The organism is Chryseobacterium sp. R2ACT005 (assembly GCF_049949215.1).
Taxonomy (GTDB): domain Bacteria; phylum Bacteroidota; class Bacteroidia; order Flavobacteriales; family Weeksellaceae; genus Chryseobacterium.
Genome location: NZ_CP188192.1, coordinates 3594239 through 3620680 on the forward strand (window position 1 = coordinate 3594239; position 26442 = coordinate 3620680).

Below are 26442 nucleotides of genomic sequence, written 5' to 3' on the forward strand. Positions count from 1 at the left end.
ACGAAGAAAGTGACAATGAAAGTCATTCAATACCATGATATTCCTCAGTGAATTTAAAGTTCAACATTTAAAGTTTAAGGTTTAGGGTTATTGAAAAACGTCTATTGCACATTGTGCAAGGCAAGATTTATTTTGCTTTCCTCAGTCCTTTATAGTGTAATTTTGATACTGGATCAAGCTTTTCTGTGGCATAAGAAAATGTAACAGCAGGCATTGTTTTAGCATAAGTAGTGAGAAAATCATGTAGTCTCTCCTGGTCTTTTTTTCCAGCCTCTCTGATCCAGCTTCCTACTGCTTTATTCACCAGTTCATTAGGATCATGAATAAGGATTTCTGCAAGGGCAAAAGTATCTTTTACATCATTTTTCCTGATAAACGCATGAGTGCTTACAATGGCTGTTCTCCTTTCCCACGGACTGTCGGAATAAGCAAGCTTATACAAAATATCTCTAGGCTTGTCAAGAAGATATTCTCCAATAATATTTCTGGCCGCCCTGTCTACAAAATCCCAGTTATTCAAACGGTCATGGCGATTCAGATACAGATCAAAGAGGTCTTTCTTCTGATCTTCAGTCGTTTTTTTATTTCTGGCCTGGAAATCCATGATACTCACTGCCCCCATTCTTACTTCATAAAAATCGCTGTCAAGGAGTTTATTGACCTCATCCAAAGGCATAGCAGAAAACTCTTTAGCCATAGTAAAGACATCTCCGAATTTCACTCCGAAACTCTTTGTAATCCCATCATTTCCTTTGAAAAACTTCTCTACTTTATTGAGTTCTTTTTCATTCCTGAATAACGAGAGTGTTTCTATGAATTCCTGTGCAGTCATGGGTTATTATTCATTTAAAATCCCGCAGGTTTCACAATAACTCAGATTCCTGATCCGTGTTCATGAAACCTGCGGGAATTATTCATTTGTCAATCTGAAGATTAAATATCCGCTACGGAATTCAGCATTTTTTGCTCCCATTCAGGATCTTTAGGATCAAAGAATAATCTTTTCCTTGTATCCAGAGAACGAACAACATTCATTTCATCTTCTGTAAGTTCAAAATCAAATACATTAAAGTTTTCTTCAATTCTTGATGGTGTCACAGATTTTGGAATCACTACAAATCCTTCCTGAAGATGCCATCTCAGAATTACCTGAGCTACGGTTTTACCATATTTTTCAGCAATTGCTTTCAGATCAGGATTACTTAAAAGCTGGGCATTCCCATTTCCAAGCGGACTCCATGGCTGTGTTATGATATTATTTTCTCTGTCATATACCTGCAATTCTTTTTGCTGGAATACAGGGTGCAGTTCAATTTGGTTGATTACCGGCAACACGGTTGAATTGGCTTTTAATTCTTCCAGTTTCTCAATCGTAAAATTACATACTCCTATAGCTTTGATCTTTCCTTCCTTGTATAATTCTTCCAAAGCTTTCCAGGTTCCTAAAAAGTCTCCATAAGGCCAGTGGATAAGGTACATATCAAGATAATCCATCTGCAGTCTGTCTAATGTTCTCTGAAAAGCACTTTTAGCTTTTTCATACCCATGATCCTGCACCCATACTTTTGATGTGATAAATAATGCTTCTCTGTCTACTCCGCTATTTTTTACCCCGGCACCTACAGCCGTTTCATTCTGATAAATAGCAGCCGTATCAATCATTCTATATCCGCTCTGAATAGCTTTTATTACTGCATTCTCACATTCTTTCAGGTCTTCCATCTGCCATACTCCAAAGCCTAAAGCAGGAATATCCACTCCGTTATTTAAGGTTACCACAGGCTGTCCTGTATAGGTTTTCTTTTGCATAAGTCTTTATTTAATTATTAATATAAAGTGATAAACAAATTTGCAACAAAATTTTGAAAATCCCGCCTACCAATTTTACTGTTTCTATTAAAAAATGGCTATGTAATGAGGTAATTCCAGCTTTCAGTTACTGATTTTTTTTTCTGATTTCTGGTTTCTAATTTACAGTCCAGCTGGCATTCCAACACTATTTTCTTTATTTTTGTTTAAATTTAAAAAATCATGTCACAAAATATCAGACTGGCTGCTGCAGAAGATTATCCAAGAATTATGGAAATCTGGGAATCGGCTGTAAAAGCAACTCACGATTTTCTTGCTGAAAAAGATTTCAATTATTTTAAAGAAGTCATTCCAAGAGATTATCTTCCTAACCTGGAAGTTTATTTAATCACTGAAGATAATGAAGCTAAAGGATTTGCCTCTGTAGCAGAAGGCAACCTCGAAATGCTTTTTATTCATAATGACACACGTGGAAAAGGCTACGGAAAAACGCTTTATCAATTCATGAAAGAGAAAACCGGATTGACCAAAGTGGATGTGAATGAACAAAATCCTCAAGCCATCGGGTTTTATGAAAAAATGGGTTTCAAAAAAATCGGAAGATCTGAGAAAGACGGTTCAGGAAAAGACTATCCACTTATTCATATGAGTCTGTAAATGGAAGATTTTACTTTTAATCTATTAAATTCTGATTCGGAAATTCCTTATCATCTCTTGCTGCTGGCAGATGAAACCAAGGAGGCGATCAATCAATATATTTTCAATTCTGACATCTATCTTCTGAATAATGGTACTGAAAATATTGCTGTGATGGCACTGTACAAGAAGAGCAATAGTGAACTGGAAATTAAAAACGTCGCAGTGACTGAAGGTTGCCGAAGTAAAGGCATCGGAGGGACCCTGATGGATAAAGCAAAAGAAATTGCAAAAGAAAATCATTATAAAACACTGACTGTCGGAACATCGGATACCGGTTTCCAACAGATCAGATTTTATGAGAAAAACGGATTCATCAAAAATGAAGTTCTGAAAGATTTCTTTATTAAAAATTATCCAGATCCTATTTATGAAAACGGTTTACAGATGAAAGATATGATTTTACTAGTTCATCACCTTACGGAATAAACCTTTAATATGTTCAATTTCAGTTTGATAATTGGTTTTCTTACGGCATCCGAAGTACAGTGTATTTTCAAATTTCTTCTTTCCTTCCCAGATTAACTGAACTTCACCGCTTTCTATATCGCTTCTGCATAGAAAATCGGGAACAACAGCTAATCCTGTTCCTCCTTTCAGACAACGGATGATGGAGTTCATGTTGGGAACAATATAATTGGGACGGAAATTGGGTTTATGACCAAAATTCAATATCCAGAACTGGAAAAGGTGTTCCATATCTCCGGTGGTTCCGTACCATTTTTCATTCTTCAGCCATCCTTCAATCTGCTCTGCATCTTTTGTTTTTAACACTTTATTGAAAGCAGCTTTATCCACATCTTTCCCTCCTACAAGAACGATCTGCTCGGAAGAAAATGCTTCATGCTCGATATTGGGTGAAGATCCTTTTTTCGGCGTAATGATAAGATCCAGAATTCCTTTGTCCAGCTGATCCAGCATTTCCGGATATTCTCCAAAACTGATAATCAGATTAAAAGGCAATGAAGAAACATACTGTTCCAAAGTAGTCTGAAACGTTTCAAAACACATTCCCACACTAATGGTAGGGGTATGTTTTTCTGTAGATTTCTGGAAGTTTTTTTCTACATCTTCCAGTTTGGTAATAGGTTCAGCAACGGCATTAAACAATACTTTCCCGCGTTCTGTAGGGATCATTTTTCTACCGGTCCTGTCGAATAGTTTGTATCCTACATAAGCTTCCAATGAGCTTAAATGCAGGCTCACTCCCGGCTGTGATATGAATAAAGCATCAGCAGCACCCGTCAATGTCCCGGTTTTATATATCGCCTTAAAAGTACGATACCATTCTAAATTGACCATGATTTAATTATTAATATTCTGATGCAAATTTACAAAATAATTATAATATTAATATATTTTCATTCTTTAAAAATGAGGCATAATAATCAGGAATCCCGCTTTCCCATATCTGACGGACCGTTTCATCAATCGGATATGGTAATTGTACAATTTCAGGGGTGATTTTTTCTTCGTCTAAAGTCAGCACCAAATAGGAAGCCAGTCTGTTTTCTTCTTTAGAACGTCCTACAGAGCCACAATTAACAGCCCAGGTATTATTTTCAAACTGTTTTTTAAAGGATAAATGGGTATGTCCCATCACCACAATATCAGCTCGGGAATCTTTTAGCATATTCTCAAAAACCTCATCATTTTCTGATTCATAAAGATAAGTATCATTACTTTCAAGACTAGAATGAACCAGTTGAATATTCCAATGCTTTTCCCCTACTTTATAATTTAATTTTAAATGAAAAGGCAGCTCTGATAAAAACTTTTTATTCTCTTCTGTAATATGTTTTTTAGAATGATCGATCGCTCTGAATCTGGCATTCGTCTCTTCTTCCGAATGCTTGGACAAAGGAACAACAGGAATATCAAAAGCAATTCTTTCATCATGATTTCCCATCAGGCAGGGAATGTTCAGGTTTCTTATTTTTTCTATCACTTCATTTCCCCAGGGTGCAAAATCCACCAGATCTCCTAAGCAGAACTTCTGCCTGGTTCCTCTCTGCTCAATATCTTTCAACACTACTTCCAGGGCAGGAAGATTTCCATGCACATCACTAAAAACTGCTATCTGTATCATTGTCCTTCAATTTGTTAAACAAATTTACATGACAGAAAGGAATTTCAGTTCAGATATGATATGACATTTTACCATTAGTGCCGTCAATGGTCAATTTTTGCTGCGCAAAGTCAATGATGAATCGGCATACTCATAAAAATTCACAAGTGAAGCGGATTGACTATTCACCATTCACTCTCGACCTTCAAGTTAAACCAAAAATCCTGAACCAATCCAACTATAATTTTAATAATACTTTCCTATAATTTATATTATTTTTATTATACAAACATCCATCCTAACTTTGCAGAGTAAAATTTAAACAATCATAAAAAAATGAAAAAAGTACTAATCATCAACGGAGGACAGAATTTCGGACATTCCGGAGGAAAATATAATCAGACTATTGCAGAAAATACATTAGCAGCCCTTAAAGAATTTGATAATGTAGAAGTGAAGATCACCAATGTAAGTGAAAATTATGATAAACATGAAGAAGTGCAAAAATTTGTCTGGGCAGATTACATTATTTACCATACTCCAATCTGGTGGTTTCAGCTTCCGAACGGATTAAAAAGATATATTGATGAAGTTTTCACAGCAGGTCATGCAAAAGGAATTTATATGAGTGATGGAAGAAAAGCTGAGAATCCTGAAATCAATTATGGTACAGGAGGAATGCTTGGTGGCAGAAAATATATGCTGACTACCAGCTGGAACGCTCCTGCAACAGCTTTTACACTTCCCGGAGAATTCTTCAGTGAAACAAGTGTAGATGATGGACCATTATTTGGTTTCCATAGAATGAATGCCTTTGTCTCGCTGGAGAAAATGGAAAGTTTCCACTTCCATGATGTGGAGAAAAATGCTAATATAGAGCGTGATATGAAGCTTTACAGAGAACATGTAAGAAATGTATTTGAAAAAGAATTAAAACCAGAATTAGTATCATGAAAAAAATATTGATAACAGGTATTACCGGCTATATAGGAGGTAGTATCGCTAAAAAACTGCTTGACAGAAATTATGAAGTAACCGGATTAGTTCGTAACGAAGCTCATGTACAGGAACTGGAATCGTTGGGCATTAAAACCATTATTGGGAATATCCACAATGAAGATTTAATAAAAACAGCCGTTGCCGGCGTTGATGCAGTAATCCATAATGCTGATTCTGCGGATGATGCTTATGCTGTGGATAATTTTATCAAAGCAATGGAAGGAAGCCATAAAACATTCATATTTACTTCCGGATCTGCTATTTTCGGAGGTAAAGAAAATGGTAAAAGAAGTGATTTTGTGTATACTGAAGATTTCCCTCTGACTCCAAGACTGGAAATGGCATCAAGGGTTCTCATTAACAATTATGTTCTTCAGTCCGTTCAAAAAGGGATAAGAAGTATCGTTATTGTTCCTACTATGGTTTATGGAGAAGGTCTTGGAATAAAAAAAGACAGTATCCAGATTCCGGCTTTGGTTAATTTTTCTCAGAAAAAAGGGCACGGTGTTTATTTTGGAGAAGGTGAAAATATCTGGTCCAACTTACATATTGAAGATTTGGCAGATCTGTATGTGCTGGCTCTGGAAAAAGCAAAGGGAGGTTCCATCTATTATGCAGAAAATGGTTCTTCTTCTTTAAAAAACATTGCAGAAGTTATCAGCAAAAAATATAGTCTTAAACCAGCACAATCTTTAAGCGTACAGGATGCTGTTGACAATTTCGGTCCTGCAGGCGGCTACTTCGGCTTTGCATCCAACAGCAGATGTAATGCAGACAAAGCCAGAACAGAACTGGAATGGAAACCTATCTATAACTCAATTGAAAATTTTATTTAATATGAAAATTCATCTTACAGCAATTATAAAAGCCAAAGAAGAACATCAGCCAGAGGTATTGGAAGTTCTTCAGAATATGGTAAAAGAGACAAGAAAAGAAGAAGCATGTGAGCTTTACAGCCTCCATCAGGGAATTGAAGACAAAAACGAATTTGTTTTCTATGAAATCTGGAAAAGTAAAGAGGGACTGGATCAGCACAATCAGCAGCCTTATATTCAGGCTTTCGGGGCTTTGGTAGATGAAAAGCTTCAGGAAAAACCACAGATTTATATTACCAATATCATTTAATAATGAAAAAATTAGCGTTTTTAATGCTGGCGATCTTCACGATAGGATTCGCTCAGGCACAAACTAAAAAATCAAAAAATATGAAAAAGAAAATCTTATTCGTCGTAACCAGCCACGATAAAAAAGGCAGTACTGGTGAAGATACAGGATATTATCTGGGTGAAGTTTCTCATCCATAGGAAGTTCTTCACAATGCAGGATATGAAATTGACTTTGTAAGTCCGAAAGGCGGAACTCCTCCGGTAGACGGATTCGATTTGAAAGATCCTGTAAACAAAGAATTCTGGGAAAACAAGGAGTACAAGAACAAAATTGACCATTCTATGACACCCTCTCAGGTAAACCCGAAAGAGTATTCAACCATCTTTTATGCAGGAGGACATGGAGCCATGTGGGATTTTGCAGACAATAAAGACCTGGCAGATATCGCTTCAAAAATCTACGAAAACGGAGGTATTGTGGCAGGAGTATGTCATGGTCCGGCAGGATTGGTAAATATCAAACTGAATAACGGGAAATATCTTGTAGACGGAAAAAAAATCAATGCTTTCACTAACGAAGAGGAAGCTGAAGTAAAATTAACAGATGTAGTTCCTTTCCTATTAGAAAACAAGTTGAAAGAAAGAGGAGCACAATTTGAAAAATCAGGGCTTTGGCAGAACCATGTAGTTGCAGATCAAAGAGTGATCACAGGACAGAATCCTCAATCTGCAAAGAGCGTTGGAGAAGCTATTTTAAAAGAATTAAATAAATAACAAATAATTTTACCACAAAAGTCACAAAAGTTTTAAATACTTAAGTAAATAAAGTTATAATACGGGCTGTTGATAAGAACACTTAAGTTTTTGAAAATCTCCGATTTTCACGAATACTACAATTGAAACATCGAGAATTCCCCTCCACTGGAGGGGTGGCGAAAATTCAAAGAATTTTTGACGGGGTGGTTTACATATAACAATTTTAAAACAAAATGGAATATAGAAAATTAGGAAATACAGATCTAGAATTATCAGCAATCACACACGGAGCTTTTGCTATCGGAGGAAATATGTGGGGAGGAAATGAAAAGCAGGACTCTATCAACTCTATACACGCATCATTGGATCATGGAGTAACTTCTATCGACACGGCACCTTTCTACGGTTTCGGATTGAGTGAAGAAATGATTGGTGAAGCAATCAAAGGAAAAGACCGTTCAAAAATTCAGCTTTTAACAAAATTCGGATTGGTCTGGGACAGAAGCAATAACGGAAAAGGAGAATTTTTCTTTGATGCTGAAGACGAAGGAAAAGTAATTCCCGTATATAAATTAGCTTCCAAAGAAAATATCATCAAAGAAGTTGAGGAAAGCTTACAAAGATTAGGGACAGATTATATTGACCTTTTACAGCTTCACTGGCCGGACAGCACCACTCCTATCGGTGAGACAATGGAAGCTATGGAATTATTAATCCAGCAGGGAAAAATCCGTACTGCAGGGGTAAGCAACTATAGTGTAGCTCAAATGAAAGAAGCTAACAGAACTTTAAAGCTTGCCAGCAACCAGGTTTCTTACAGTATGCTGAACCGTGCCATTGAAAACGACCTTGTTCCCTATTCTTTGGAAAACAATTCAGGAATTATCGTATACAGCCCAATGGAAAGAGGTCTTTTAACCGGTAAATATTTTAAAGAAACCCAATTAAAAGATAACGACCACAGAAACGGATATTTCTCGCAGTTTGATTTGAATAAAGTGAAAACTTTCTTAGAAAAAATTGAACCTATTGCGCAGGAACAAGATGCCAGCCTTTCTCAACTGGTATTAAGATGGACTACACTGCAGCCGGCAATTACAGTAGTACTGGCAGGAGCAAGAAACGCACAACAAGCTATCGAAAATGCAAAAGCTATGTCTATTGACCTTTCTCAGGAAGAATTGAACATCATCAATTCAGCTTTGAGCGAAATTTAATACAAAAGCTGGAGGCTGGAAGATAGAAGTTATTGATGCCGGATAACCAATAGATTGGTTTACAATTTAACTTCAATTGTCATTCCGACGAAGGAGAAATCTCTTTGTCACATGCAGAAAAATGCAATAAAAGCCTACTGATTATCAATACACTAATAAAACTTCCCTCTTCCAGCTTCCAACTTCTTCCCTTTAACTCTCATACCTCAAAAAATGAAAAATAATCTGATTAAAATATTCGGGTTAGTAACCCTATTGACTCTTAACAGCATTACATTCAATGCTCAGACACTTGTCAATCCGGAAGATAAATCATGGTTTCCTTCTTCTTACGGAGCGCAGGACGAAATAGGAGCTGCTAATTTATTGACTCCTGAAGTTGTAAAACAGGCTCTGGGACTGGTAAAACAGGGTAAAACCTTAGCTCTTGCAGTTCCTATTGACAAAAAACTTCCGGCTTTCAGACACAGAAGCTTCAATTTATATAATATCCAGCCCGGAGAACAGGGTGGAAAAAGCATAGGTCCCAATAAATTTACATTCAATGATGAACTTGTAAACGGATGGACCGGAGTGGGAACCCAGCTGAACGGTATCGGACACATCGGTATTGACAATACTTACTACAACGGAAATAAAGCAACAGACTTTGTGACTGTGGAAGGCGTAAAAAAACTGGGAGTTGAAAAAGTTCCTCCTTTCGTAACCCGTGGTGTAGTCCTTGATATGACTGCTCATTATGGTAAATCAATAGTACCCGGAGGAACAGAATTTACAGTAGAAGATATCAAATCTGTTTTAAAGAAACAGGGCCTTACCCTGAGAAAAGGTGATATCATTCTTTTCAATACCGGATGGCTTGAATTGATCGGTAAAAACAATCAACAATTCTTAGAAACTGAACCGGGAATCGGAATGGATGCTGCAAAATGGCTTGCCGATCAGGGAATCGTAGCTTTTGGTGGTGACACCTGGGCTTCTGAAGTCTATCCTAATCCGAAAAGTAAAGAAGAATTTCCCATCAATCAGTTTATGCTGGCTAAAAAGGGAATTTATAATCTGGAACTGATCGACAGCCGTCCTTTAGTGAAGCAAAAAGTCTGGGAATTTTTATTCGTATTGGGACAGCCTTTATATGTAGGCTCTACTCAGGTGAATGTGAATCCTGTGGCTATTTATTAATTTCTTTAAAAAACAGAGTAACAAAGTAATTCCGGTTAAAAAAATAAAGCTAACCTTAGAATTTATTTTTAGAATTAATACCACAGCCCTATTACATTGTTACTTTGAATCTTACAGAAAACGGCCTTTCAATCTTGAAAGGCCGTTTTTATAAAAAGTAAACATCTGTAAATTATGCAGGCTTCATGAGCATCCATCTTCCTGCTTCATTACTTCATTACTTCATTACTTCATTATTTTGCAACCGGAAGATGCGTGCTTATTGCAATTCTGTTCCATGCATTGATGGTTACAATCGCCATAATAATCTGAGAAATCTGGCTGTCATCAAAGAATGATTTCGCCTTTTGGAACGTTTCTTCTGTTAATCCATTTTGGCTAATCAGTGTAATTTCCTCTGTCATCTTCAAAAGCACCTGCTCTTCTTCTGTGAAAAATTCTTTTGCCTCCGTCCATCCGTTTAGAATGAAGATTCTCTGAGGTGTTTCACCATATTTAATGGCATCTTTTGTGTGCATATCAAGGCAAAAAGCACATTTATTAATCTGTGAAGCCCTGATTTTAATTAATTCTTTCTGAATGTGAGTTAAAGAAGTTGTCTGTAAATATCCTTCTAATCCCATCATCGCTTTGTAAGCTGCTGAATCTACTGTTGCAATATTTAATCTTGCGCTCATTATATTATTTTTTTTTGGTTAATTGATCTATACTTAAAGAATATTGCTGCTGAACCGCCAATAAAAGAGCTGCGGCACTTCCTACCCATACAGAATAGTTGAGTGGAGCTTTAGGTCCTGAAGTAATGGTCATGGATATGGCAAAAACCAACAGCAGAATACTGCTTCCATACGCTGCAATTCTGGTTTTAAACCCTGCAATCAGCATCAAAGGAAATAGGATCTCGAAGAAAGTAGCGGCATACGCTGAGAACGTACTCATTGTTTCCGGAAGAAAAAATGTCAGCTGTCTTGTATATTCTTTAAAACTCTCCATATTTCCCCATGATGAATTTTCTTTGCTCCACCATCCAAATCGGTCTGCCACTGCAGAAAGCATGGTTACAGCAAGAGCAAGTCTTAAAAATAACTGCGGAAATCGATTTTTGGTATCTGTCATTGTATTGGCTTTTAATAACATGACAAATTTCCGGCTTTTGATCCGTAAAAATCTTAAACTGGTTTAAGATCGTAACTTTGCCCTGATTTCACTTAAATATTCTGGGGTAAATCCTAAAAAGGAAGCAATTAAATATTGCGGAATTCTCTGTATAAACCAAGGATACAACGTGCTGAAATGTACATAATATTCTTCTTTCGTCATCTCATAAATATAACGGATTCTTTTTTCAGCGGCAGCATAAGCCGTTTGGTAGACCATTCTGAAATAACGTTCCATAACGGGATGCTTTTCCAGTAAAAGTTCCTGAGACTGAAAATCAATAACTAAAATTTTAGAATTCTCTACAGATTGAATATTAAAGTCTGACTTCATCTGTTTTTCAAAAGCAAAAGTATCAGACATCCACCAGTTTTCTATAGCAAATTCTGTGGTCTGTTCAACTCCTTTTTCGTTCACAAAAAACTTTCTCAGGCATCCTTCTAATACGAAATATTTAAATTTACAGATATCTCCTTCAAGCATCAGGTTTTCTTTCTTTTTTACTTTTAAAAGCAGAAAAAAAGAAATAATAGAAGCAAATTCCTCGTCGGTGATCGTAATGAATTTATCTAAATGTGCCTTGAAAGTTTCCATTGTAATATTTAGTAATCAAACTTAACTTTATTTTTTTAGTTTTACAATTCCAAAAAACAATAAATCATGGACATCGTTGCAAAAATTTTGATCGCCTTAGTCGCAATAGAACATATCTACATTCTGTGGATGGAAATGTTTGCCTGGGAAACAAAAGGAAAAGAAGTCTTTAAAGCAGCTTTGCCTGCAGAAATGTTTAAACCTACCAAAGGACTCGCCGCCAATCAGGGGCTCTACAATGGTTTTCTGGCTGCCGGACTGATCTGGTCGTTTTTGATCAAAGATCCGCAATGGCAGACCAATGTGGCACTATTCTTTTTAGGATGTGTAGCGGTAGCTGGAATTTACGGAGCGATTTCTGCCACAAAAAAAATATTCTTTGTACAGGCACTACCCGCGATATTGGCAATTATTGCCGTTTTACTAAAGTAATTTTCATAGCTCATATTTGGAAAGATCATCTTCGAAATCTTTACAATATCAATACGCTCTTATCTTTAATGGTAAGAGAAAAATCACTCTACATATCACCTTCCATAACCAGACTTAAAACCAGCTTCTTACGTCCAAAAAAATCCATTTAATATAAAATTCGTAAATTTGCATCGTCATAAAAAATTGATATACAGGTTTTTTATGCTGATCTGCATTTTGATGAGATGTAGAAATTCAAGTTGTTCAGTACACATATCTGTAATTACCTCATCCGTAATTTAATTGTAGAATCTATGTAAGAGATTAACCTCTTTTTACATGCTACACTCTTTTTCTAGAGTATAATCTAATTGAAATATTTAAAAATAAACATAAGGCCCAATGGTCTGTATGCTCTTATTTTTTTGTTAAAAGCTTTTATCACTATAAGCTCTGCAAATTATTTTGCACTATCGTCATCAGCAGAACAACAAAGATTAAACGTATATAATGAATTGGTGTACAATTTTTTATATCATTTATTAATTCAAAAATTCTGAATATGGAAAAAAATGAAAACAGTAGAAAAGTAAAACTTAAAGTTGAAGATCTGACTATTATTTTTGGCAAAAACAAAGAAAAAGCACAGGAACTTTTAGACAAAGGCTTTTCCAAAAAAGAAATTCTTGAAAAAACAGGCTGCACCATAGGAATCAACAAAGCAAGTTTTGAAATCTATGAGGGAGAATTTTTTGTCATCATGGGATTGTCAGGAAGCGGAAAATCTACGCTGCTGCGCTGTCTTAACAGGTTGAATGAGCCTACCTCAGGAAAAGTATATATCAATGATGATGATATTACCGGCAAAAACAATAAAGAACTTCTGGAAGTAAGAAGAACGGAAATGAGTATGGTATTTCAGAAATTCGGATTGCTTCCCCATCATACTATTTTAGACAATGCAGGTTTCGGCCTGGAAATCAGAGGAGAAGACAAAGCTTCCCGTGATGAAAAAGCACAGAAAGCCCTGGATATTGTAGGATTGAATGGTTTTGAAAACCAGTATCCTTCCCAACTTTCAGGAGGAATGCAGCAGAGAGTAGGTTTAGCAAGAGCATTGGCAAACGATCCTGAAGTTCTGCTTATGGATGAGGCTTTTTCTGCACTGGATCCTCTGATAAAATCTGAAATGCAGGATCAAATGCTTGAACTGCAGAATACGCTGCAAAAAACCATTGTCTTCATTACCCACGATCTGGACGAAGCTATTAAAATCGGAGACCGTATCGTCATTATGAAAGATGGAGTCATAGAACAGATAGGAACTGCAGAAGATATTTTAACCAATCCTGCCAGCGACTATGTAAAAGCTTTCGTAGAGAAAGTAGACCGTAAAACAATTATCACCGCCAGATCTCTGATGTTTGATAAAGCTACCGTAGTACGTTTCAGAAAAGACGGTCCGGAAGGGGCATTAAGAAAAATGAGAGCCACCGGATTAGAAAACTTACCTGTAGTAGATTTTCAAAATAAATTTCTGGGCTTTGTAACCCTTAACGATGTGGTCCGAATTGCCAAAAGAAAAGAACCTACAGTGGAATCAATTATCAACAGCAATGTTCCTTCGGTTTATCCTGAAGTCACTGTAGAAGAAATGCTGCCGTTAATTTCCGGAAGTAAATCAGCCATCGCAGTAATTGATGAAGACAATAAATTTTTAGGTCTTGTCACTCAGTTATCTCTTGTCATAGAAGCGACCAAGTTTAACGAAGAAGAAATCATTGAATTAAAAGAAATCGCAAACAATCAATAAGATGAATAAAACTATAGATATAGGTCAATATGTAGAAACTGCTATCAATTGGCTCACAGAAAATGGAAAACCTGTATTTGATGTCATAAAACACGTTGGAAATGCCTCTATTATGGGGATTGAATGGGTTTTAACAAACACACCCTTTTATGTAATCATTCTCTTCTTTACACTGCTGGCACTATGGAAAGCAGGAAAAGGTATTGCTGTGGTAACCGCAGCAGGACTGAGTTTAATATTTTTAATGGGATTATGGAAAGAAACCATGGAAACACTGGCACTTATATTTGTTTCCACCATTACAGCTCTTATCCTTTCTATCCCTCTGGGAATTTTGGCAGCTAAAAATGCAATAGCAGCAAAGGTTATCCGCCCATTACTGGATTTAATGCAGACAATGCCGGCATTTGTGTATCTGATTCCTGCTGTACTGTTTTTCAGCATTGGTAAGGTTCCAGGAGCTTTTGCAACCATTATTTTTGCGATGCCGCCTGCCGTAAGATTAACAACACTGGGAATTGAAGCTGTTCCGAAAGATATTGTGGAAGCCGCCAGAGCTTTTGGAGCCACCAACCGTCAGATTCTGTTCAAAGTAGAGCTTCCTTTAGCCATGAAAACAATTTTAACAGGAATCAATCAAACCATACTTTTATCATTATCCATGGTCGTTATTGCAGGGATGATTGCAGCAGGTGGCTTAGGAGAAAAAGTATTGGAAGGAATTAATAATCTGGATATCGGATTAGGATTTGAAAGTGGATTATCCGTTGTGATTTTAGCCATTATCCTCGACCGTATTACCCAGGGATTTGTAAAGAAAAAACAATAAGATGAAACAATTAAAATATCTGTTTTTTCCCGTTTTAATGTTGGTATTTGCTGCATTATATTCGTGTGAAAATATAAAAAACTCCAAATACATTACCATAGGAATGGTAGACGGCTGGGCGGAAGATGTTGCCATGACGCACGTTACTAAAGCTATTCTGGATCAGCAGGGCTATCATGTCATTATTCAAAAAGCTTCAACGGATATGATTCTGGCTTCTATGAATAATGAAGATACAGACCTTTTCATGGGGGTCTGGCTTCCTTACACTCACGCTAAAAAACTGGCTAAATTCCCGGGATTAACTCACCTTGGCACCAATTACAACAACGGCCGTATAGGATTGGTCGTTCCGGAATATGTTCCTGTTAACTCTATTGAAGAACTCAATCAGCATAAGGAGGAATTCAATCACAGAATCATTGGAATTGAAAAAGGAGCTGGACTAACAACCGGAACAGATAAAGCAATTATCTATTATAAACTGGATTATCAGCAGATCAACTCCTCTACCATTGCCATGATCACCGAATTACAAAATGCCATACAACGTAAACAATGGATTGTGGTAACAGGATGGCAGCCCCACTGGATGTTTGGTAAAATGAAGCTTAAGTTTCTTGATGATCCCAAAAAGATATTCGGTGAAGCAGAACAGATTAAGACTTACTCCAGGAAAAGCTTTGGAAAAGACCATCCTGAACTCGCCAAATTCTTTTCCAGACTCCATTTTGATGATGAAAATATGTCTGATCTTCTAATGAAAATGGAACAGAGTAAAAATAAAGAAGCCACCGCCAAAGAATGGGTGAAAGACCACTCTGAGCTGGTACAGTCATGGCTAGATAAAAATTAATAAACAATTTGGTATTATTTAAAATCCTCAATCCTATACGGGTCTGAGGATTTTTTATTGAGATTTATAGTTCAGAAGAATTCATAGATTCTTTGATATTTTCCCGATGAAGCAATATGTGTTAGTAATCGCAAAGGCGCAAAGAAATTTAATAATATTCTGCTTTAAGGTGCAAGAAAAATCAAAGATTTTCAGCAAGGAATAACCTATAAAGTATTAGGAATATACAATTTTATCGCAGATAAAATCCTTGCGCCTTAAGGCATGTTTAAAGGAAAATCATTGCGTCTTTGCGTTTTCCAATATCTCATAACTACCCCATTGATTCCTTGATCTTTTCTCTATGAAGTATTCCCCAGTTTACCAATGTTTCCGTCACCGGAAAAACAGACTTTCCATATTCGGTCACAGCATACGTTACAGTGATAGGTTTCGTATCCTGAATCGTTCTTGTGACCAGAAGGTTCGTTTCCAGTTCTTTTAATTCCTTACTCAGCATTTTCGCAGAGATTCCTTCAATACTGCGTTCCAGCTTTTTAAAATGAATCATCTGATCCGGTCTGTTGGTAAGATACCGTAAGATCATAAGTTTCCATTTTCCTCCCAATACGTCCAGACTGTCCCGCATCGCGAACAATTCTTCGGTACAGCTTGCCTCTCTTTCGATGCCGTTTTCTATGATTTTTGCCATAATAGTTTCGTCAAGGTAACTAGTTACCATTAGTTAACTAGTAGCAAATATAAACTATTCCCTCTTTACATTTGTGTATCAAATCAGTAATATGAAATCGCATGATTTCTCAAATACCAATACTTACCTATGAAAGCAGTTATTTTGAATAAAAATGGAAATCTGGAAGATGGTTTTACCGAACAGCCTCAACCCAAGGACCATGAAGTTTTAATCCAGATTAAAGCCAGCGGTTTTAATCCTATTGATTACCAGATGCTGGAAAATGAGCTTGAACGAAAACTGATCAGTTCTCCTATATTAGGAAGAGAATTATCCGGAATCATTGTCAGCAAAGGTCCCGAGGTTACGCAATTCAATATCGGTGATGAAGTCTATTGTGGCAGCGGCTCTATGGGAAGCAACGGCACTTATGCAGAATATATTGCCGTTCCTGAAGCTATTGTTTCTTTTAAACCAAAAAATATCTCGTTTGAGCAGGCAGCTTCCATTCCTTCTGCAGGACTTACCTCTCTGCAAATCTTTAACCGCCTGAAATTAAACCCGGAGAATACACTCCTTGTCACTGGCGCAGCCGGAGGCGTTGGTTCATTTTTAATCAAACTTTTATTAGCCCATAATATTCCACAGGTCATCGCAACTGTTGGTAGTGAAGAAAACAGGCAGATGCTTCTCAATTTAGGATTAAAAAGCCATCAGATCGTTAATTACAGAGATAAAAATCTTATTGAGAACATTTTAAAAGCCAATAACAATCAGCCCTTTGAGTTTGGAATTGATCTCGTTGGAAACTACATGTCTGAAGTGACGGCAGAAGTTTTAAAAATTAACGGAACTTATGTGGATGTGACCGCCTTAGTCACTAAAGATGCTCATGAAACATTGTTCAACAAAGGAACTTTGATTATGAATATCTCCAATTATACTTATGGAATGATTAAAAAATATGAATATTATAAAAACAGTTTACTTGAAATAAAAAAGCTCATTGAGAACGAAACAATTCTTCCGCCACAACATAAAGTAATTGGTAATCTTTCTCTGGATACTGTTCTGCAGGCACACTCTATTTTAAAAAATAATCAGACCCAAGGTCATAAACTCATCATGAAACATTAATCTATGAACACAATACCAAGACGAATCGTAACAGGAATTAAAAACGGAAAATCTATTATTATAGAAGACCAGCAGGTAGAAAACGCAGTAGAACATTTTCCGGGATTGATCATTTCTGATGTATGGAATACCCGGAAAACACCGGCAAGCCTGGACTTTGAAAACAGAATTCCGAATACCGGATTTCCACAAACGCCTAAAAATGGTACTTACTTTCGATATGTAGTTGTTCCTCCTGATAAAGATTTAGGGGTTGAATGGAAAAAGAATGAACCTCATCCGATGATGCACCAAACTCCCACATTGGATTATATCATTATCCTTTCCGGTGAACTCTACCTCATCATGGAAGAAGGTGAAACGCTTTTGAAACCGGGAGACATCGTCATTCAAAGAGGCACCAATCACGCGTGGAGCAACCGGTCTAATGAATCGTGTATTCAGCTCGCTGTGTTGATAGATGCGGAAGGGGAGAATTAAAAGATTTAATTATTTAAAAATTTAAAGATTGGGATAGTTCTCACGAATTTTAAAAGTTCAACAAGCCTAAAAATCTGTATAATCTGTGAGAAATAAACAGAAAATCTTTAAAGTTGGACAAACACAAAGGCACAAAGAAAATAAATAATAACTGTTTTTAAGCGCAAGAAAATCAAAGATTTTCAACAAGGAATGATCTATAAAGTATTAGGAATATACAATTTATCGCAGATAAAATCCTTGCGCCTTAAAACATAAGAGAAGAAAAAAACTTTGCGCCTTTGCGTTTTCCAACAAAAATCCCCCAATTTACAAAGCAGAAATCTCCAACAGCTTCTGCTTCATTTTTTCAGGTGTCATCTGTCCTTCCTGATAATATACCAGATTCTGATGCTTATCCAGAAACACCCATAAAGGATAAACAGGCTGATTTTTATTCTTAGACAAAGCCAGCGCCAACTCATGAATTCCGGAGTTTCCATTCTGCAGATACTCAAACTCCTGATTCTGAAAATGAATTTTCTCCTTCGTCTTTTCTGCCTCGAAATTGACAAAATAAAAATGATCATTGATCATATTAACCAGCTCTTTATCTTTACTCAAACGATAAGATTCAATTTTACAGACGGCACACCAATCCGTATAAAGGTGAATGACAACCGGCTTTGGATTTTCCTTCTGCTGAATCTCAAGATCAGAAAAAGTGCCTGTCTTCATCTGAGACAGATAAAAACAGGGCACTAACATTAAAAATAAAGTTATTTTTTTCATTTTAAAGTATATTTTACTCCCAGAAAACCTCTGATACGCTGCATGGGAGCATAGCCGTATGCCGTGTCAAAAGTATAATGATTAGGATTGTTGATAGGATCATCAACATGTTTATCAAATGGATCAAAAGGTCTCATCAAAGGATCTTTAGGAGTAAAGTTGAATAAATTTTTAATTCCGCAGTATACTTCAAATCCTGATTTGAAACTCTTTGATACCTGAATATTGGCCAAAGAATAGAATGGTGAGTATTCAGGGCGATAATCATTCTGCAGAACAGGAAGCCTCATCGGTCCGTAAAACTGTCCTGTAAAATCTATGGTCAGGTTACTTGGGAACTTATATGTCAGATTATATGTTCCACTCCACTTTGGAGCATGCAGCTGTTGTGTTTTTTGATTTTCATTATCAAATTTCTGGTACACATCAAGATAAGTTACTCCAAGATTGACACTTAGCGGAAACTGAAATGCAAAATCCACATTCAAAGAAGCTCCTCTTGAAATTCCGTATCCGTGAAGATTATCATAAATAATTTTATTAGGATCAGAATCAAAATCACCCACGATTTTATTGCTGAAATAAGTATAGAATGCAGAAGCATCAAGATTTACCATTCGGTTTCCTACAGGAATTTTCCATATATAATTCAGGTTTCCGTTCACCGATCTTTCCGGTTTAAGATCAGATTTTACCACCACTTCGCGGGAACCCGTCAATGCTGCATGATCTTCAGTAAATAAATTCACCACTCTAAACCCTGTTCCAAAATTGAAACGCAGGGTATGATACGGATTGGGTGAAAACTTCCATGCTAATCTCGGTGAATGTACGGAATGATGTACTTTATCATAATCATATCGGTATCCAAGCAATAAAGTATTTTTATCATTAATTTCCCATTGATCCTGGACAAAAGCTCCCCAGATCGGAGATTTCATCGGCGCATTGGTGATTCCGTCTGAGGCTAATGTTCCCGGGGTATTGTCATCATAAAAAGTTCTTTTAAAAGTAAGTCCGGCCGTGATATCATGCTTTCCGAAGCTTCTGTCCCAATACGTCTGCACAAAAGCTACTTTTTGTGTGGCATTAAAAGGATTTGATCCGTAAAATGAGTTCTGGTCATGATAGTTGTAGGAAAACTGAGTTACAATATGCTCTTGCATAGGCCATTCATACAAACCGAAAATTTCCGCTCTATTGGTATAAATACTTTCTCCATATACCTGATCACTGCCACGGTAAGATTTATTCCATTGCATTTCTCCCCCGAAACGGTCTTCATACAGATATCTCATCGCAAAACTTGCCTGTCTGTTTTCCTTTCTTTTAAAATTCCATTTGTTGAAAACCGAAATCCTGCTCTGTAGAGTAGCGTCTGTGAAATTATCTTTATTCTGGTCTATTCTTTCCTGAAAACTGAAATAATTCAAACTTAATAATGAAGCGGCATTCTTTCCTACATTGAACTTAGTTGAAATATCCAGATTATTCTCACTCCAGGTACTCGTCATCATATCTACACTCAGCTTAGGAGCGGTCAAAGCATTTTTAGTAATAATATTAATTACTCCTCCCATCGCTTCTGAACCGTAAATGGATGATGCAGGACCTTTTACCACCTCTATTCTATCCACCAGACTGTTCGGGATTCCACTCAGGCCATATACCGTAGAAAGTGAGCTTACAATAGGCATCCCGTCAATCAGAATCATCGTGTAAGGTCCTTCCAGTCCGTTGATATGGATATCTCCTGTATTACACACAGAACAATTCAGCTGAGGCTTTACTCCATTTACCATAGCAATGGCTTCAAAAATACTGGGAGTCGGATTTTTCTGAAAGAACTTCTGGCTGTAGATCTCTACTGCCACAGGACTTTTTGATCTGCTCATCGGTTTTATGGTTCCGGTAACCACTACATCTTCGATGTTACTTGTTTTGATTTCCCTCTTCATAACTTTTGCAGAATCCAGATTTTTATTGGGCTGCAAACTTAAGCTGTCTGTCTCCTGCGCAAAACAATAGGTTGATAAAAAAGTGATAGAAAATAATATTCGCTTCATGAAATTAAAATTGTTAGACAAATCTAACAATTATTTTTCAAATACAAAACTCTTGAAGAAAAATAATAGGTTGAGACAATTCATGAAAAATGATTAAATTTGAGAAACTACATAAGAAAGTAAAATGAGATATCATCTAGCGGGAAATATCCCACCAAAAAGACATACGATCTTTAAGTCACCGGAAGATAAATTTTACTATGAACAGCTCTTTGGTACAGAAGGCTTCCATGGTATTTCTTCTCTGTTATATCATATCCACCGTCCTACACAGATCAAATCTATCGGTGAGCCGAAAGATGTCACTCCAAAAATTGCCGTGGAAAAAAACATCGCTCCGAGAATGTTTAAGGGAATGAATGTCACTCCTGAAGACGATTTTATGGACAGCCGAAAAATCCTTTTAATGAACAATGATCTGAAGATGGGATTGGCTAAGCCAAGAAAATCGATGGATTATTTCTACAAAAATGCGGAATGTGATGAACTTTTATATGTTCATCAGGGAACCGGAATTTTAAAAACTTTTGTGGGAGATCTTGAATTCGTTACCGGAGATTATCTTATTATTCCGAGAGGAACGATCTATCAGGTAGAGCTGAAGTCTGATGATACTGTATTTTTTGTATTGGAGAGCCACTCTCCTATTTATACTCCGAAAAGATACAGAAATGAATTCGGACAGCTTTTGGAACATTCTCCATTCTGCGAAAGAGATATGATTGCTCCTGCTTTCAAAGAACCTATTGACGAGAAAGGAGAATTCCTGATTAAAGTAAAAAAAGAAAACCAGATTACAGATTTCATCTACGCAACACACCCGTTTGATGTAGTAGGCTGGGACGGATATTTTTATCCTTATAAATTCAATATTAAAAACTTCGAGCCTATTACCGGAAGAATTCACCAACCGCCACCGGTTCACCAGAATTTTGAGGGACACAATTTCGTAGTGTGTTCATTCTGTGCAAGAATGTATGATTACCATCCACAGGCTATTCCGGCACCTTACAATCATTCCAATATTGATTCTGATGAGGTATTGTTCTATACAGAAGGTGACTTCATGAGCCGTAATCACATTGATCTGATGGACTTTACCCTTCACCCGGGAGGAATTGTACACGGACCTCACCCAGGTGCGATGGAAAGAAGTATCGGTAAAAAATTCACAGAGGAATATGCGGTAATGGTAGATCCGTTCCGTCCTTTAAAAATTACCGAAGAAGCTTTAAAAGTAGAAGATCCTTCTTATAAAACTTCATGGTTAGAATAAAACAATAAAAATTATAACAGCTTTAAATTTTACTATCAACCACAAAAGTCACAAAAGATCTAAACACTAAAGGTTATAAGTGAATCCTTAGTGTTTATAAAGAACACTAAAGTTTTGAAAATCGAAAATTTTCTTCTGATGTGTACTTTATGTAACATTCTTATTACCTTTATCAGTGATCTAAAATACTCAAAAATAAACTTTTGTGACTTTTGTGGTTAAAAATTCTAATAGATTTATTCAACAGTAAAAAAGTCTATCAGGTTCATATAAAAAAGTATTACTGAATACATACAAAAGACGCTTTAAATCCTTTATTTAAAGCGTCTTTTTTCGTAAATTTGTGAGGTATGGTTAACATATTAGCCATCATTATTTTTCATGACGCATCCTAAGTAATGGTGGTTTAAAACAAAATCAATATTACATGTTAGAAAGAATCAGATTAGAAAGTCTACACCAAAAAGTAACCACGGCAGAAAATGCTGTAAAAATTATTAAAGACGGCATGACCATTGGGTCCAGCGGCTTTACAAAAGCAGGTGACAGCAAAGCAATTTTGCCTGCACTGGCAGAACGAGGAAAAACAGAAGACTTTAAAGTCACTTTGATGACCGGAGCTTCACTAGGCCACGGTACTGACGGAAAACTGGCAGAAGCCAATGTGCTAAAGAAAAGAATGCCTTTCCAGGTAGATCCTGTCTTAAGAAACAAAATAAACAACGGTGAAATTCTCTTCATCGATCAGCATTTGAGTGAAAGTGCTGAACTTCTTCACACCAAAAATCTTCAGAGCATAGACGTAGCCATTATCGAAGCGGCTTATATAGAAAGAGACGGAAGTATTGTTCCTACAACTTCTGTAGGTAATTCCGTGACTTTTGCTGCTTTGGCTAAAAAAGTCATCATTGAAATCAATACGGAAGTTCCGGAAGAAGTTTATGGAATTCATGACATCTACCAGGCTGAAGATTATCCTTACAGAAATGTTATTCCTATTGTCGCTCCATGGAACAAAATCGGGAGAAAAAGTATCCCTGTTGATCCTGAAAAAATTGAAGCCATTGTGTTTACCAATCGTAAAGACAGTCCGGCAGATATTGCGGAGCCGGATGAAAAGACAACAGCTATCGCCAAACATCTTCTTGCTTTTTTTGAAAATGAAGTTCTTTTGGGACGCCTTACAGACAGATTACTTCCTCTTCAGGCAGGTATCGGTAAAGTAGCGAATGCCGTTCTTACAGGATTCAAAGACAGTAATTTTTATGACCTGACCATGTTTTCCGAAGTGCTTCAGGACAGTACATTTGATCTGATAGATTCCGGGAAATTGAGTTTTGCTTCAGCATCATCCATTACTGTTTCTCAGGAATGCTATGAAAGAGTGTTAGGAAACCTGTCAAAATATAAAGACAAATTCGTTTTAAGACCTCAGAATATTTCCAATACTCCCGGACTGATCAGAAGATTGGGAGTAATTGCTATCAACACTGCTATTGAGTTTGATATCTATGGAAACGTAAACTCTACCCATATCGGAGGAACAAAAATCATGAATGGAATCGGAGGTTCCGGAGACTTTGCAAGAAATGCCTATTTAAGTATTTTCGTGACTCAGGCCGCTTCAAAAGGCAATAATATTTCTCACGTTCTTCCGATGGTCTCTCATACGGATCATACAGAACATGATGTAGATATTCTGGTAACAGATGTGGGATTGGCTGACTTAAGAGGATTAGCACCGAGAGAAAGAGCACAGAAAATAATAGACAATTGTGTTCATCCGGAATATAAAGAAGAACTGCAATCCTATTTCGACAGAGCATGTGAAAGAGGCGGACACACCCCTCATTTGTTGGAAGAATCATTCAGCTGGCATCTGCGATTCTCTGAAACCGGAAGTATGAAACAGAAAACAGCTGTTGAAACTGCCAATTAAGATTTTAAACAAAATAATAAATGATATAAAAGGACTGAATACCAATGTATTTGGTCCTTTATCTTTTAAATTGTATCTGGTTTATTTATATGACAAAAGTCTGTGCAATATCCTTAAACTATTTATATGAATATAAAATTATAAAGGTTATCTTTGAAAGAATAGAAGTGTTTTATGTAATAAATAATACTCTCAACCTCCTTTGAAAAAAGATTAAATATGAATAATTACATCAGCGCAGAAGAAGCAATATATACGATAAAAAGTGGAAACCGGGTATTTTTTCACGGCAGTGCATGTACTCCCAATTACCTGATTGATGAGCTGGCAAGACAGGCTGGCCGGCTACAAAATGTAGAAATGGTCTCCATTACCCAGCAAGGAAATGTGGAAATTGCAAAGCCGGAATACAAAGACAGTTTTTTCATCAATTCGTTATTTGTTTCCACTCCTGTGCGTGATGCCGTAAATTCTGACAGAGGAGACTTTGTGCCTGTCTTTCTAAGTGAAATTCCTATTTTATTCAGAAAAAATATTCTGCCTCTGGATGTAGCCATTGTTACGGTTTCTCCTCCGGACAGACATGGCTTCTGTACCTTGGGAACTTCTGTAGATATTGCAAGAGCGGCTGTAGATACCGCAAAAATCATTGTTGCTATTGTCAATCCCAGGATGCCAAGAACCCACGGAGACGGGATGATCCACATCAGCAGAATTCATAAACTGGTTTGGCATGAAGAGGAACTTCCAACCGTAGATTATGGTTCAAAAGTAGGTCCTGAAGAAATGCTTGTCGGAAAAAATGTGGCTGAACTTATTGAAGACAGATCTACCCTTCAAATGGGTATAGGAACCATTCCTGATGCTGTTTTGAAATGCCTTACCAACCATAAAGATCTGGGAATTCATACCGAAATGCTGAGTGATGGTGTTATTGACTTGATTCAGGATGATGTGATCAACAATAAATATAAAGGATACAACGATAATAAAACCATTACAAGCTTTTGCTTCGGAACCAGAAAACTGTATGATTATGTAGATGACAATACTGTATTTGCTTTCAGAGATGTAAGCGAAGTAAACTTTCCGATCAATATCATGAGAAACAAAAAAATGGTTGCCATCAATTCCGCCATTGAAATAGATCTGACGGGACAGGTATGCGCCGATTCTATCGGAACAATGCAATACAGTGGAATTGGAGGACAAATGGACTTTATGCGCGGTGCCGCATTAAGTGATGACGGAAAACCTATCATAGCCATTACCGCTAGAACGAAAAAAGGAATTTCCAGAATCGTTCCTTTTCTTAAACAAGGAGCTGGTGTAGTAACCACAAGAGGACATATCCATTACGTTGTTACTGAATACGGAACGGCTTACCTGTATGGGAAAAACCTTCGCCAGAGAGCACAGGAACTCATCAGCATTGCCCATCCGGACGATAGAGAAATGCTGGAGAGAGCAGCCTTTGATAGATTTAAACACTGATAATCAAATAAAAAGGATTTCCAAATTGTTTTTTTTATTTAAAATCTCAAAACATATTTTGAAACCACATCTGCAGAATCATAAAAAAGCGCTAATCTTTTGGCAGTATTTTTGATAAAACTCACTCAAAAACAAGGAAATTGAAAACTATATATAATTCGATACGAGAAGAAGTGGTAAAGCATTCTAAAGTAAGGAATTCTGTTTTGGGGAATGTGAATGAATGGAAGAGAAGCCATTATATTATTCTTTCCGAAATTATTAAAGATGAACTCTCTGAGGCTGAAGAACTGAAGGGGGGAAAAAATTTGAAATTGGAAATACCATTTCACATGTTACCCTTCAGCGTTTTTTTGAAAATGATTACCAGGATAAAACCCATAATGATCTCAGGTTTCTTAAAACATTAGATAAAATCTGTATTTTCTTAGGCTACAAAGACCTTAATGATTATATACTATCTGTAAGACATAAGAAACAGGATCATGAGGAATCTGATAACCAGTCAAATCTTACACAGATGGTTTATGATTACTGTGCTGCTGCTTTTGAATTTTACAAGCTGTTTCCCATTCACAATACTGAGCTGTTAAAAAATCTGGTATTTGATGATTCTCCGTTTCTGGAAAGAGCGTCACAATTCAGTAAAGAACTGTGTGATAAGGATTTTCATCTGGTTACTAAAAACAACCGGTCCAATTATGAAGTTTTTGATATTCACATCGTTACAGATGAGCCAGACAAAAAAATACTGGAGTCTCAGGAATTCTGGAACCTTCTTTTCAAAGTGGGAGAAACGGGAGAAGAGCATTTTGTCAACCAGCTGAGTACCCAGATCTACTTCATCCGGAAGATAAATAATACCTGGAAGATATGGGATAATTATAATCCTGATGCCGGAATGCTAAACAGAAAGATTGAAACAATATAAAAAGAAAGCCGTAGAGAATCTCTACGGCTTTCATGTTTCGAAATATTTTTTTTCACTTGTCTTTTGTATTACAAATGTAAGTAGCCGATTTCAAACGTAAGAAACTTAAATATACTTAAGTAAACTCTTCTTTAACTTTATGTTAAATATATTCAATGAATCCAAGGGAATATTTTCG

General features: G+C 36.6%; 30 protein-coding genes. 20 read left to right on the forward strand and 10 right to left on the reverse strand.

Translation table 11 applies throughout. From position 1 onward, the window contains the following. Positions 1–127: 127 nt before the first annotated feature. Both ACPF63_RS16365 and ACPF63_RS16370 read right to left on the reverse strand, forming a co-directional pair. Positions 128–832: a DNA alkylation repair protein gene (locus ACPF63_RS16365; protein WP_426480623.1), complete on the reverse strand. Its 705-nt coding sequence runs from the start codon at positions 830–832 to the stop codon at positions 128–130. A gap of 101 nt (positions 833–933) precedes the next feature. Further along, a complete protein-coding gene (locus tag ACPF63_RS16370; RefSeq protein ID WP_426480624.1) occupies positions 934–1809 on the reverse strand; it encodes an aldo/keto reductase in 876 nt (291 codons plus the stop codon). Between the two features lie 222 nt (positions 1810–2031). Between ACPF63_RS16370 and ACPF63_RS16375 the strand changes: the two genes are divergently transcribed. Together ACPF63_RS16375 and ACPF63_RS16380 are read left to right on the forward strand one after the other, a co-directional pair. After that, positions 2032–2466 (forward strand): GNAT family N-acetyltransferase, encoded by a 435-nt coding sequence (locus ACPF63_RS16375; protein WP_426480625.1) that lies wholly within the window; start codon positions 2032–2034, stop codon positions 2464–2466. Beyond that, positions 2467–2934, forward strand: a complete 468-nt coding sequence (locus ACPF63_RS16380; protein WP_426480626.1) for a GNAT family N-acetyltransferase — start codon at positions 2467–2469, stop codon at positions 2932–2934. On the opposite strand, the gene ACPF63_RS16385 is transcribed toward ACPF63_RS16380, so the two are convergent. Together ACPF63_RS16385 and ACPF63_RS16390 are read right to left on the reverse strand one after the other, a co-directional pair. Continuing rightward, positions 2911–3807, reverse strand: a complete 897-nt coding sequence (locus ACPF63_RS16385; protein WP_426480627.1) for a LysR family transcriptional regulator — start codon at positions 3805–3807, stop codon at positions 2911–2913. The two genes, ACPF63_RS16380 and ACPF63_RS16385, sit on opposite strands and share 24 nt — an antisense overlap. Positions 3808–3847: 40 nt before the next feature. Next, complete coding sequence (locus tag ACPF63_RS16390) at positions 3848–4594, reverse strand: metallophosphoesterase family protein (protein WP_426480628.1); 747 nt, start codon at positions 4592–4594, stop codon at positions 3848–3850. Between the two features lie 315 nt (positions 4595–4909). On the opposite strand from ACPF63_RS16390, the gene ACPF63_RS16395 reads away from it, so the two are divergent. The 7 genes from ACPF63_RS16395 to ACPF63_RS16425 all read left to right on the forward strand — a co-directional run bounded on the left by ACPF63_RS16395 (position 4910) and on the right by ACPF63_RS16425 (position 9833). Then, positions 4910–5527 (forward strand): NAD(P)H-dependent oxidoreductase, encoded by a 618-nt coding sequence (locus tag ACPF63_RS16395; RefSeq protein ID WP_180565252.1) that lies wholly within the window; start codon positions 4910–4912, stop codon positions 5525–5527. Continuing rightward, positions 5524–6408: an NAD-dependent epimerase/dehydratase family protein gene (locus ACPF63_RS16400; protein ID WP_426480629.1), complete on the forward strand. Its 885-nt coding sequence runs from the start codon at positions 5524–5526 to the stop codon at positions 6406–6408. Before ACPF63_RS16395 ends, ACPF63_RS16400 begins: the two co-directional genes overlap by 4 nt. 1 nt (position 6409) lies before the next feature. Then, positions 6410–6697 carry a putative quinol monooxygenase gene (locus ACPF63_RS16405; RefSeq protein ID WP_047382718.1) on the forward strand — a complete coding sequence of 96 codons (288 nt, stop codon included), beginning with the start codon at positions 6410–6412 and terminating at the stop codon, positions 6695–6697. A gap of 2 nt (positions 6698–6699) precedes the next feature. Continuing rightward, positions 6700–6876, forward strand: a complete 177-nt coding sequence (locus ACPF63_RS16410; protein ID WP_426480630.1) for a hypothetical protein — start codon at positions 6700–6702, stop codon at positions 6874–6876. Positions 6877–6903: 27 nt separating this feature from the next. Continuing rightward, positions 6904–7452 carry a type 1 glutamine amidotransferase domain-containing protein gene (locus tag ACPF63_RS16415; RefSeq protein WP_426483228.1) on the forward strand — a complete coding sequence of 183 codons (549 nt, stop codon included), beginning with the start codon at positions 6904–6906 and terminating at the stop codon, positions 7450–7452. Between the two features lie 215 nt (positions 7453–7667). Then, the gene (locus ACPF63_RS16420) at positions 7668–8651 is read left to right on the forward strand and encodes an aldo/keto reductase (RefSeq protein WP_426480631.1); all 984 of its coding nucleotides are present in this window, start codon (positions 7668–7670) and stop codon (positions 8649–8651) included. A gap of 213 nt (positions 8652–8864) precedes the next feature. Further along, entirely contained in the window at positions 8865–9833 is a 969-nt protein-coding gene (locus tag ACPF63_RS16425) for a cyclase family protein (RefSeq protein ID WP_426480632.1), read from the forward strand. A gap of 233 nt (positions 9834–10066) precedes the next feature. Here the strand turns inward: ACPF63_RS16425 and ACPF63_RS16430 are convergent, their stop codons facing one another. The 3 genes from ACPF63_RS16430 to ACPF63_RS16440 all read right to left on the reverse strand — a co-directional run bounded on the left by ACPF63_RS16430 (position 10067) and on the right by ACPF63_RS16440 (position 11585). Next, entirely contained in the window at positions 10067–10510 is a 444-nt protein-coding gene (locus ACPF63_RS16430) for a carboxymuconolactone decarboxylase family protein (protein WP_077414119.1), read from the reverse strand. A gap of 4 nt (positions 10511–10514) precedes the next feature. Beyond that, positions 10515–10949, reverse strand: coding sequence for a DoxX family protein (locus tag ACPF63_RS16435; protein ID WP_426480633.1), 435 nt, complete (start codon positions 10947–10949; stop codon positions 10515–10517). A 63-nt stretch (positions 10950–11012) separates the two neighbouring features. Further along, positions 11013–11585, reverse strand: a complete 573-nt coding sequence (locus ACPF63_RS16440; RefSeq protein ID WP_426480634.1) for a Crp/Fnr family transcriptional regulator — start codon at positions 11583–11585, stop codon at positions 11013–11015. 66 nt (positions 11586–11651) lie between these two features. Between ACPF63_RS16440 and ACPF63_RS16445 the strand changes: the two genes are divergently transcribed. The 4 genes from ACPF63_RS16445 (at position 11652) to ACPF63_RS16460 (ending at position 15497) form a co-directional block, all read left to right on the forward strand. Continuing rightward, a complete protein-coding gene (locus tag ACPF63_RS16445; protein ID WP_047382705.1) occupies positions 11652–12017 on the forward strand; it encodes a DUF1304 domain-containing protein in 366 nt (121 codons plus the stop codon). A 544-nt stretch (positions 12018–12561) separates the two neighbouring features. Next, the gene (locus tag ACPF63_RS16450; protein ID WP_077414111.1) at positions 12562–13812 is read left to right on the forward strand and encodes a quaternary amine ABC transporter ATP-binding protein; all 1251 of its coding nucleotides are present in this window, start codon (positions 12562–12564) and stop codon (positions 13810–13812) included. 1 nt (position 13813) lies between these two features. Next, positions 13814–14641, forward strand: a complete 828-nt coding sequence (locus tag ACPF63_RS16455) for an ABC transporter permease (protein ID WP_077414110.1) — start codon at positions 13814–13816, stop codon at positions 14639–14641. Between the two features lies 1 nt (position 14642). Continuing rightward, positions 14643–15497: a glycine betaine ABC transporter substrate-binding protein gene (locus ACPF63_RS16460; RefSeq protein WP_426480635.1), complete on the forward strand. Its 855-nt coding sequence runs from the start codon at positions 14643–14645 to the stop codon at positions 15495–15497. Between the two features lie 313 nt (positions 15498–15810). Here the strand turns inward: ACPF63_RS16460 and ACPF63_RS16465 are convergent, their stop codons facing one another. After that, positions 15811–16188, reverse strand: coding sequence for a winged helix-turn-helix transcriptional regulator (locus ACPF63_RS16465; RefSeq protein ID WP_426483229.1), 378 nt, complete (start codon positions 16186–16188; stop codon positions 15811–15813). A 129-nt stretch (positions 16189–16317) separates the two neighbouring features. Here ACPF63_RS16465 and ACPF63_RS16470 point away from each other — a divergent pair, with 129 nt between their 5' ends. Further along, a complete protein-coding gene (locus ACPF63_RS16470; RefSeq protein WP_426480636.1) occupies positions 16318–17307 on the forward strand; it encodes an NADP-dependent oxidoreductase in 990 nt (329 codons plus the stop codon). A 3-nt stretch (positions 17308–17310) separates the two neighbouring features. Then, positions 17311–17787 carry a cupin domain-containing protein gene (locus tag ACPF63_RS16475; protein WP_426480637.1) on the forward strand — a complete coding sequence of 159 codons (477 nt, stop codon included), beginning with the start codon at positions 17311–17313 and terminating at the stop codon, positions 17785–17787. 309 nt (positions 17788–18096) lie between these two features. On the opposite strand, the gene ACPF63_RS16480 is transcribed toward ACPF63_RS16475, so the two are convergent. Together ACPF63_RS16480 and ACPF63_RS16485 are read right to left on the reverse strand one after the other, a co-directional pair. Further along, entirely contained in the window at positions 18097–18558 is a 462-nt protein-coding gene (locus ACPF63_RS16480) for a thioredoxin family protein (protein ID WP_426480638.1), read from the reverse strand. Beyond that, positions 18555–20624 carry a TonB-dependent receptor plug domain-containing protein gene (locus ACPF63_RS16485; protein ID WP_426480639.1) on the reverse strand — a complete coding sequence of 690 codons (2070 nt, stop codon included), beginning with the start codon at positions 20622–20624 and terminating at the stop codon, positions 18555–18557. The genes ACPF63_RS16480 and ACPF63_RS16485 overlap by 4 nt, the downstream gene beginning before the upstream one ends. A gap of 124 nt (positions 20625–20748) precedes the next feature. Here ACPF63_RS16485 and ACPF63_RS16490 point away from each other — a divergent pair, with 124 nt between their 5' ends. The 5 genes from ACPF63_RS16490 to ACPF63_RS16510 all read left to right on the forward strand — a co-directional run bounded on the left by ACPF63_RS16490 (position 20749) and on the right by ACPF63_RS16510 (position 26264). After that, positions 20749–21900 (forward strand): homogentisate 1,2-dioxygenase, encoded by a 1152-nt coding sequence (locus ACPF63_RS16490; RefSeq protein ID WP_077414097.1) that lies wholly within the window; start codon positions 20749–20751, stop codon positions 21898–21900. 427 nt (positions 21901–22327) lie between these two features. Continuing rightward, on the forward strand, positions 22328–23839 hold the full coding sequence (locus ACPF63_RS16495; protein WP_077414095.1) for a succinate CoA transferase: 1512 nt from the start codon (positions 22328–22330) through the stop codon (positions 23837–23839). Positions 23840–24058: 219 nt separating this feature from the next. After that, positions 24059–25333 carry an acetyl-CoA hydrolase/transferase family protein gene (locus tag ACPF63_RS16500; protein ID WP_047382678.1) on the forward strand — a complete coding sequence of 425 codons (1275 nt, stop codon included), beginning with the start codon at positions 24059–24061 and terminating at the stop codon, positions 25331–25333. 140 nt (positions 25334–25473) lie between these two features. After that, positions 25474–25743 (forward strand): hypothetical protein, encoded by a 270-nt coding sequence (locus tag ACPF63_RS16505; RefSeq protein WP_426480640.1) that lies wholly within the window; start codon positions 25474–25476, stop codon positions 25741–25743. 110 nt (positions 25744–25853) lie between these two features. After that, positions 25854–26264, forward strand: a complete 411-nt coding sequence (locus ACPF63_RS16510; protein ID WP_426480641.1) for a hypothetical protein — start codon at positions 25854–25856, stop codon at positions 26262–26264. Positions 26265–26442 lie beyond the last annotated feature (178 nt).

Excerpts from the sequence above, each read along its gene's own strand:
- ACPF63_RS16460 (WP_426480635.1), top strand. The coding sequence starts at position 14,643 with ATGAAACAATTAAAATATCTGTTTTTTCCCGTTTTAATGTTGGTATTT.
- ACPF63_RS16480 (WP_426480638.1), bottom strand. The coding sequence starts at position 18,558 with ATGAAAAAAATAACTTTATTTTTAATGTTAGTGCCCTGTTTTTATCTG.
- ACPF63_RS16455 (WP_077414110.1), top strand. The coding sequence starts at position 13,814 with ATGAATAAAACTATAGATATAGGTCAATATGTAGAAACTGCTATCAAT.
- ACPF63_RS16450 (WP_077414111.1), top strand. The coding sequence starts at position 12,562 with ATGGAAAAAAATGAAAACAGTAGAAAAGTAAAACTTAAAGTTGAAGAT.
- ACPF63_RS16510 (WP_426480641.1), top strand. The coding sequence starts at position 25,854 with ATGGTTTATGATTACTGTGCTGCTGCTTTTGAATTTTACAAGCTGTTT.
- ACPF63_RS16410 (WP_426480630.1), top strand. The coding sequence starts at position 6,700 with ATGAAAAAATTAGCGTTTTTAATGCTGGCGATCTTCACGATAGGATTC.
- ACPF63_RS16390 (WP_426480628.1), bottom strand. The coding sequence starts at position 4,594 with ATGATACAGATAGCAGTTTTTAGTGATGTGCATGGAAATCTTCCTGCC.
- ACPF63_RS16485 (WP_426480639.1), bottom strand. The coding sequence starts at position 20,624 with ATGAAGCGAATATTATTTTCTATCACTTTTTTATCAACCTATTGTTTT.
- ACPF63_RS16500 (WP_047382678.1), top strand. The coding sequence starts at position 24,059 with ATGAATAATTACATCAGCGCAGAAGAAGCAATATATACGATAAAAAGT.
- ACPF63_RS16475 (WP_426480637.1), top strand. The coding sequence starts at position 17,311 with ATGAACACAATACCAAGACGAATCGTAACAGGAATTAAAAACGGAAAA.
- ACPF63_RS16470 (WP_426480636.1), top strand. The coding sequence starts at position 16,318 with ATGAAAGCAGTTATTTTGAATAAAAATGGAAATCTGGAAGATGGTTTT.
- ACPF63_RS16430 (WP_077414119.1), bottom strand. The coding sequence starts at position 10,510 with ATGAGCGCAAGATTAAATATTGCAACAGTAGATTCAGCAGCTTACAAA.
- ACPF63_RS16425 (WP_426480632.1), top strand. The coding sequence starts at position 8,865 with ATGAAAAATAATCTGATTAAAATATTCGGGTTAGTAACCCTATTGACT.
- ACPF63_RS16370 (WP_426480624.1), bottom strand. The coding sequence starts at position 1,809 with ATGCAAAAGAAAACCTATACAGGACAGCCTGTGGTAACCTTAAATAAC.
- ACPF63_RS16375 (WP_426480625.1), top strand. The coding sequence starts at position 2,032 with ATGTCACAAAATATCAGACTGGCTGCTGCAGAAGATTATCCAAGAATT.
- ACPF63_RS16385 (WP_426480627.1), bottom strand. The coding sequence starts at position 3,807 with ATGGTCAATTTAGAATGGTATCGTACTTTTAAGGCGATATATAAAACC.
- ACPF63_RS16395 (WP_180565252.1), top strand. The coding sequence starts at position 4,910 with ATGAAAAAAGTACTAATCATCAACGGAGGACAGAATTTCGGACATTCC.
- ACPF63_RS16440 (WP_426480634.1), bottom strand. The coding sequence starts at position 11,585 with ATGGAAACTTTCAAGGCACATTTAGATAAATTCATTACGATCACCGAC.
- ACPF63_RS16365 (WP_426480623.1), bottom strand. The coding sequence starts at position 832 with ATGACTGCACAGGAATTCATAGAAACACTCTCGTTATTCAGGAATGAA.
- ACPF63_RS16445 (WP_047382705.1), top strand. The coding sequence starts at position 11,652 with ATGGACATCGTTGCAAAAATTTTGATCGCCTTAGTCGCAATAGAACAT.
- ACPF63_RS16435 (WP_426480633.1), bottom strand. The coding sequence starts at position 10,949 with ATGACAGATACCAAAAATCGATTTCCGCAGTTATTTTTAAGACTTGCT.
- ACPF63_RS16380 (WP_426480626.1), top strand. The coding sequence starts at position 2,467 with ATGGAAGATTTTACTTTTAATCTATTAAATTCTGATTCGGAAATTCCT.
- ACPF63_RS16405 (WP_047382718.1), top strand. The coding sequence starts at position 6,410 with ATGAAAATTCATCTTACAGCAATTATAAAAGCCAAAGAAGAACATCAG.
- ACPF63_RS16420 (WP_426480631.1), top strand. The coding sequence starts at position 7,668 with ATGGAATATAGAAAATTAGGAAATACAGATCTAGAATTATCAGCAATC.
- ACPF63_RS16400 (WP_426480629.1), top strand. The coding sequence starts at position 5,524 with ATGAAAAAAATATTGATAACAGGTATTACCGGCTATATAGGAGGTAGT.
- ACPF63_RS16465 (WP_426483229.1), bottom strand. The coding sequence starts at position 16,188 with ATGGCAAAAATCATAGAAAACGGCATCGAAAGAGAGGCAAGCTGTACC.
- ACPF63_RS16495 (WP_077414095.1), top strand. The coding sequence starts at position 22,328 with ATGTTAGAAAGAATCAGATTAGAAAGTCTACACCAAAAAGTAACCACG.
- ACPF63_RS16490 (WP_077414097.1), top strand. The coding sequence starts at position 20,749 with ATGAGATATCATCTAGCGGGAAATATCCCACCAAAAAGACATACGATC.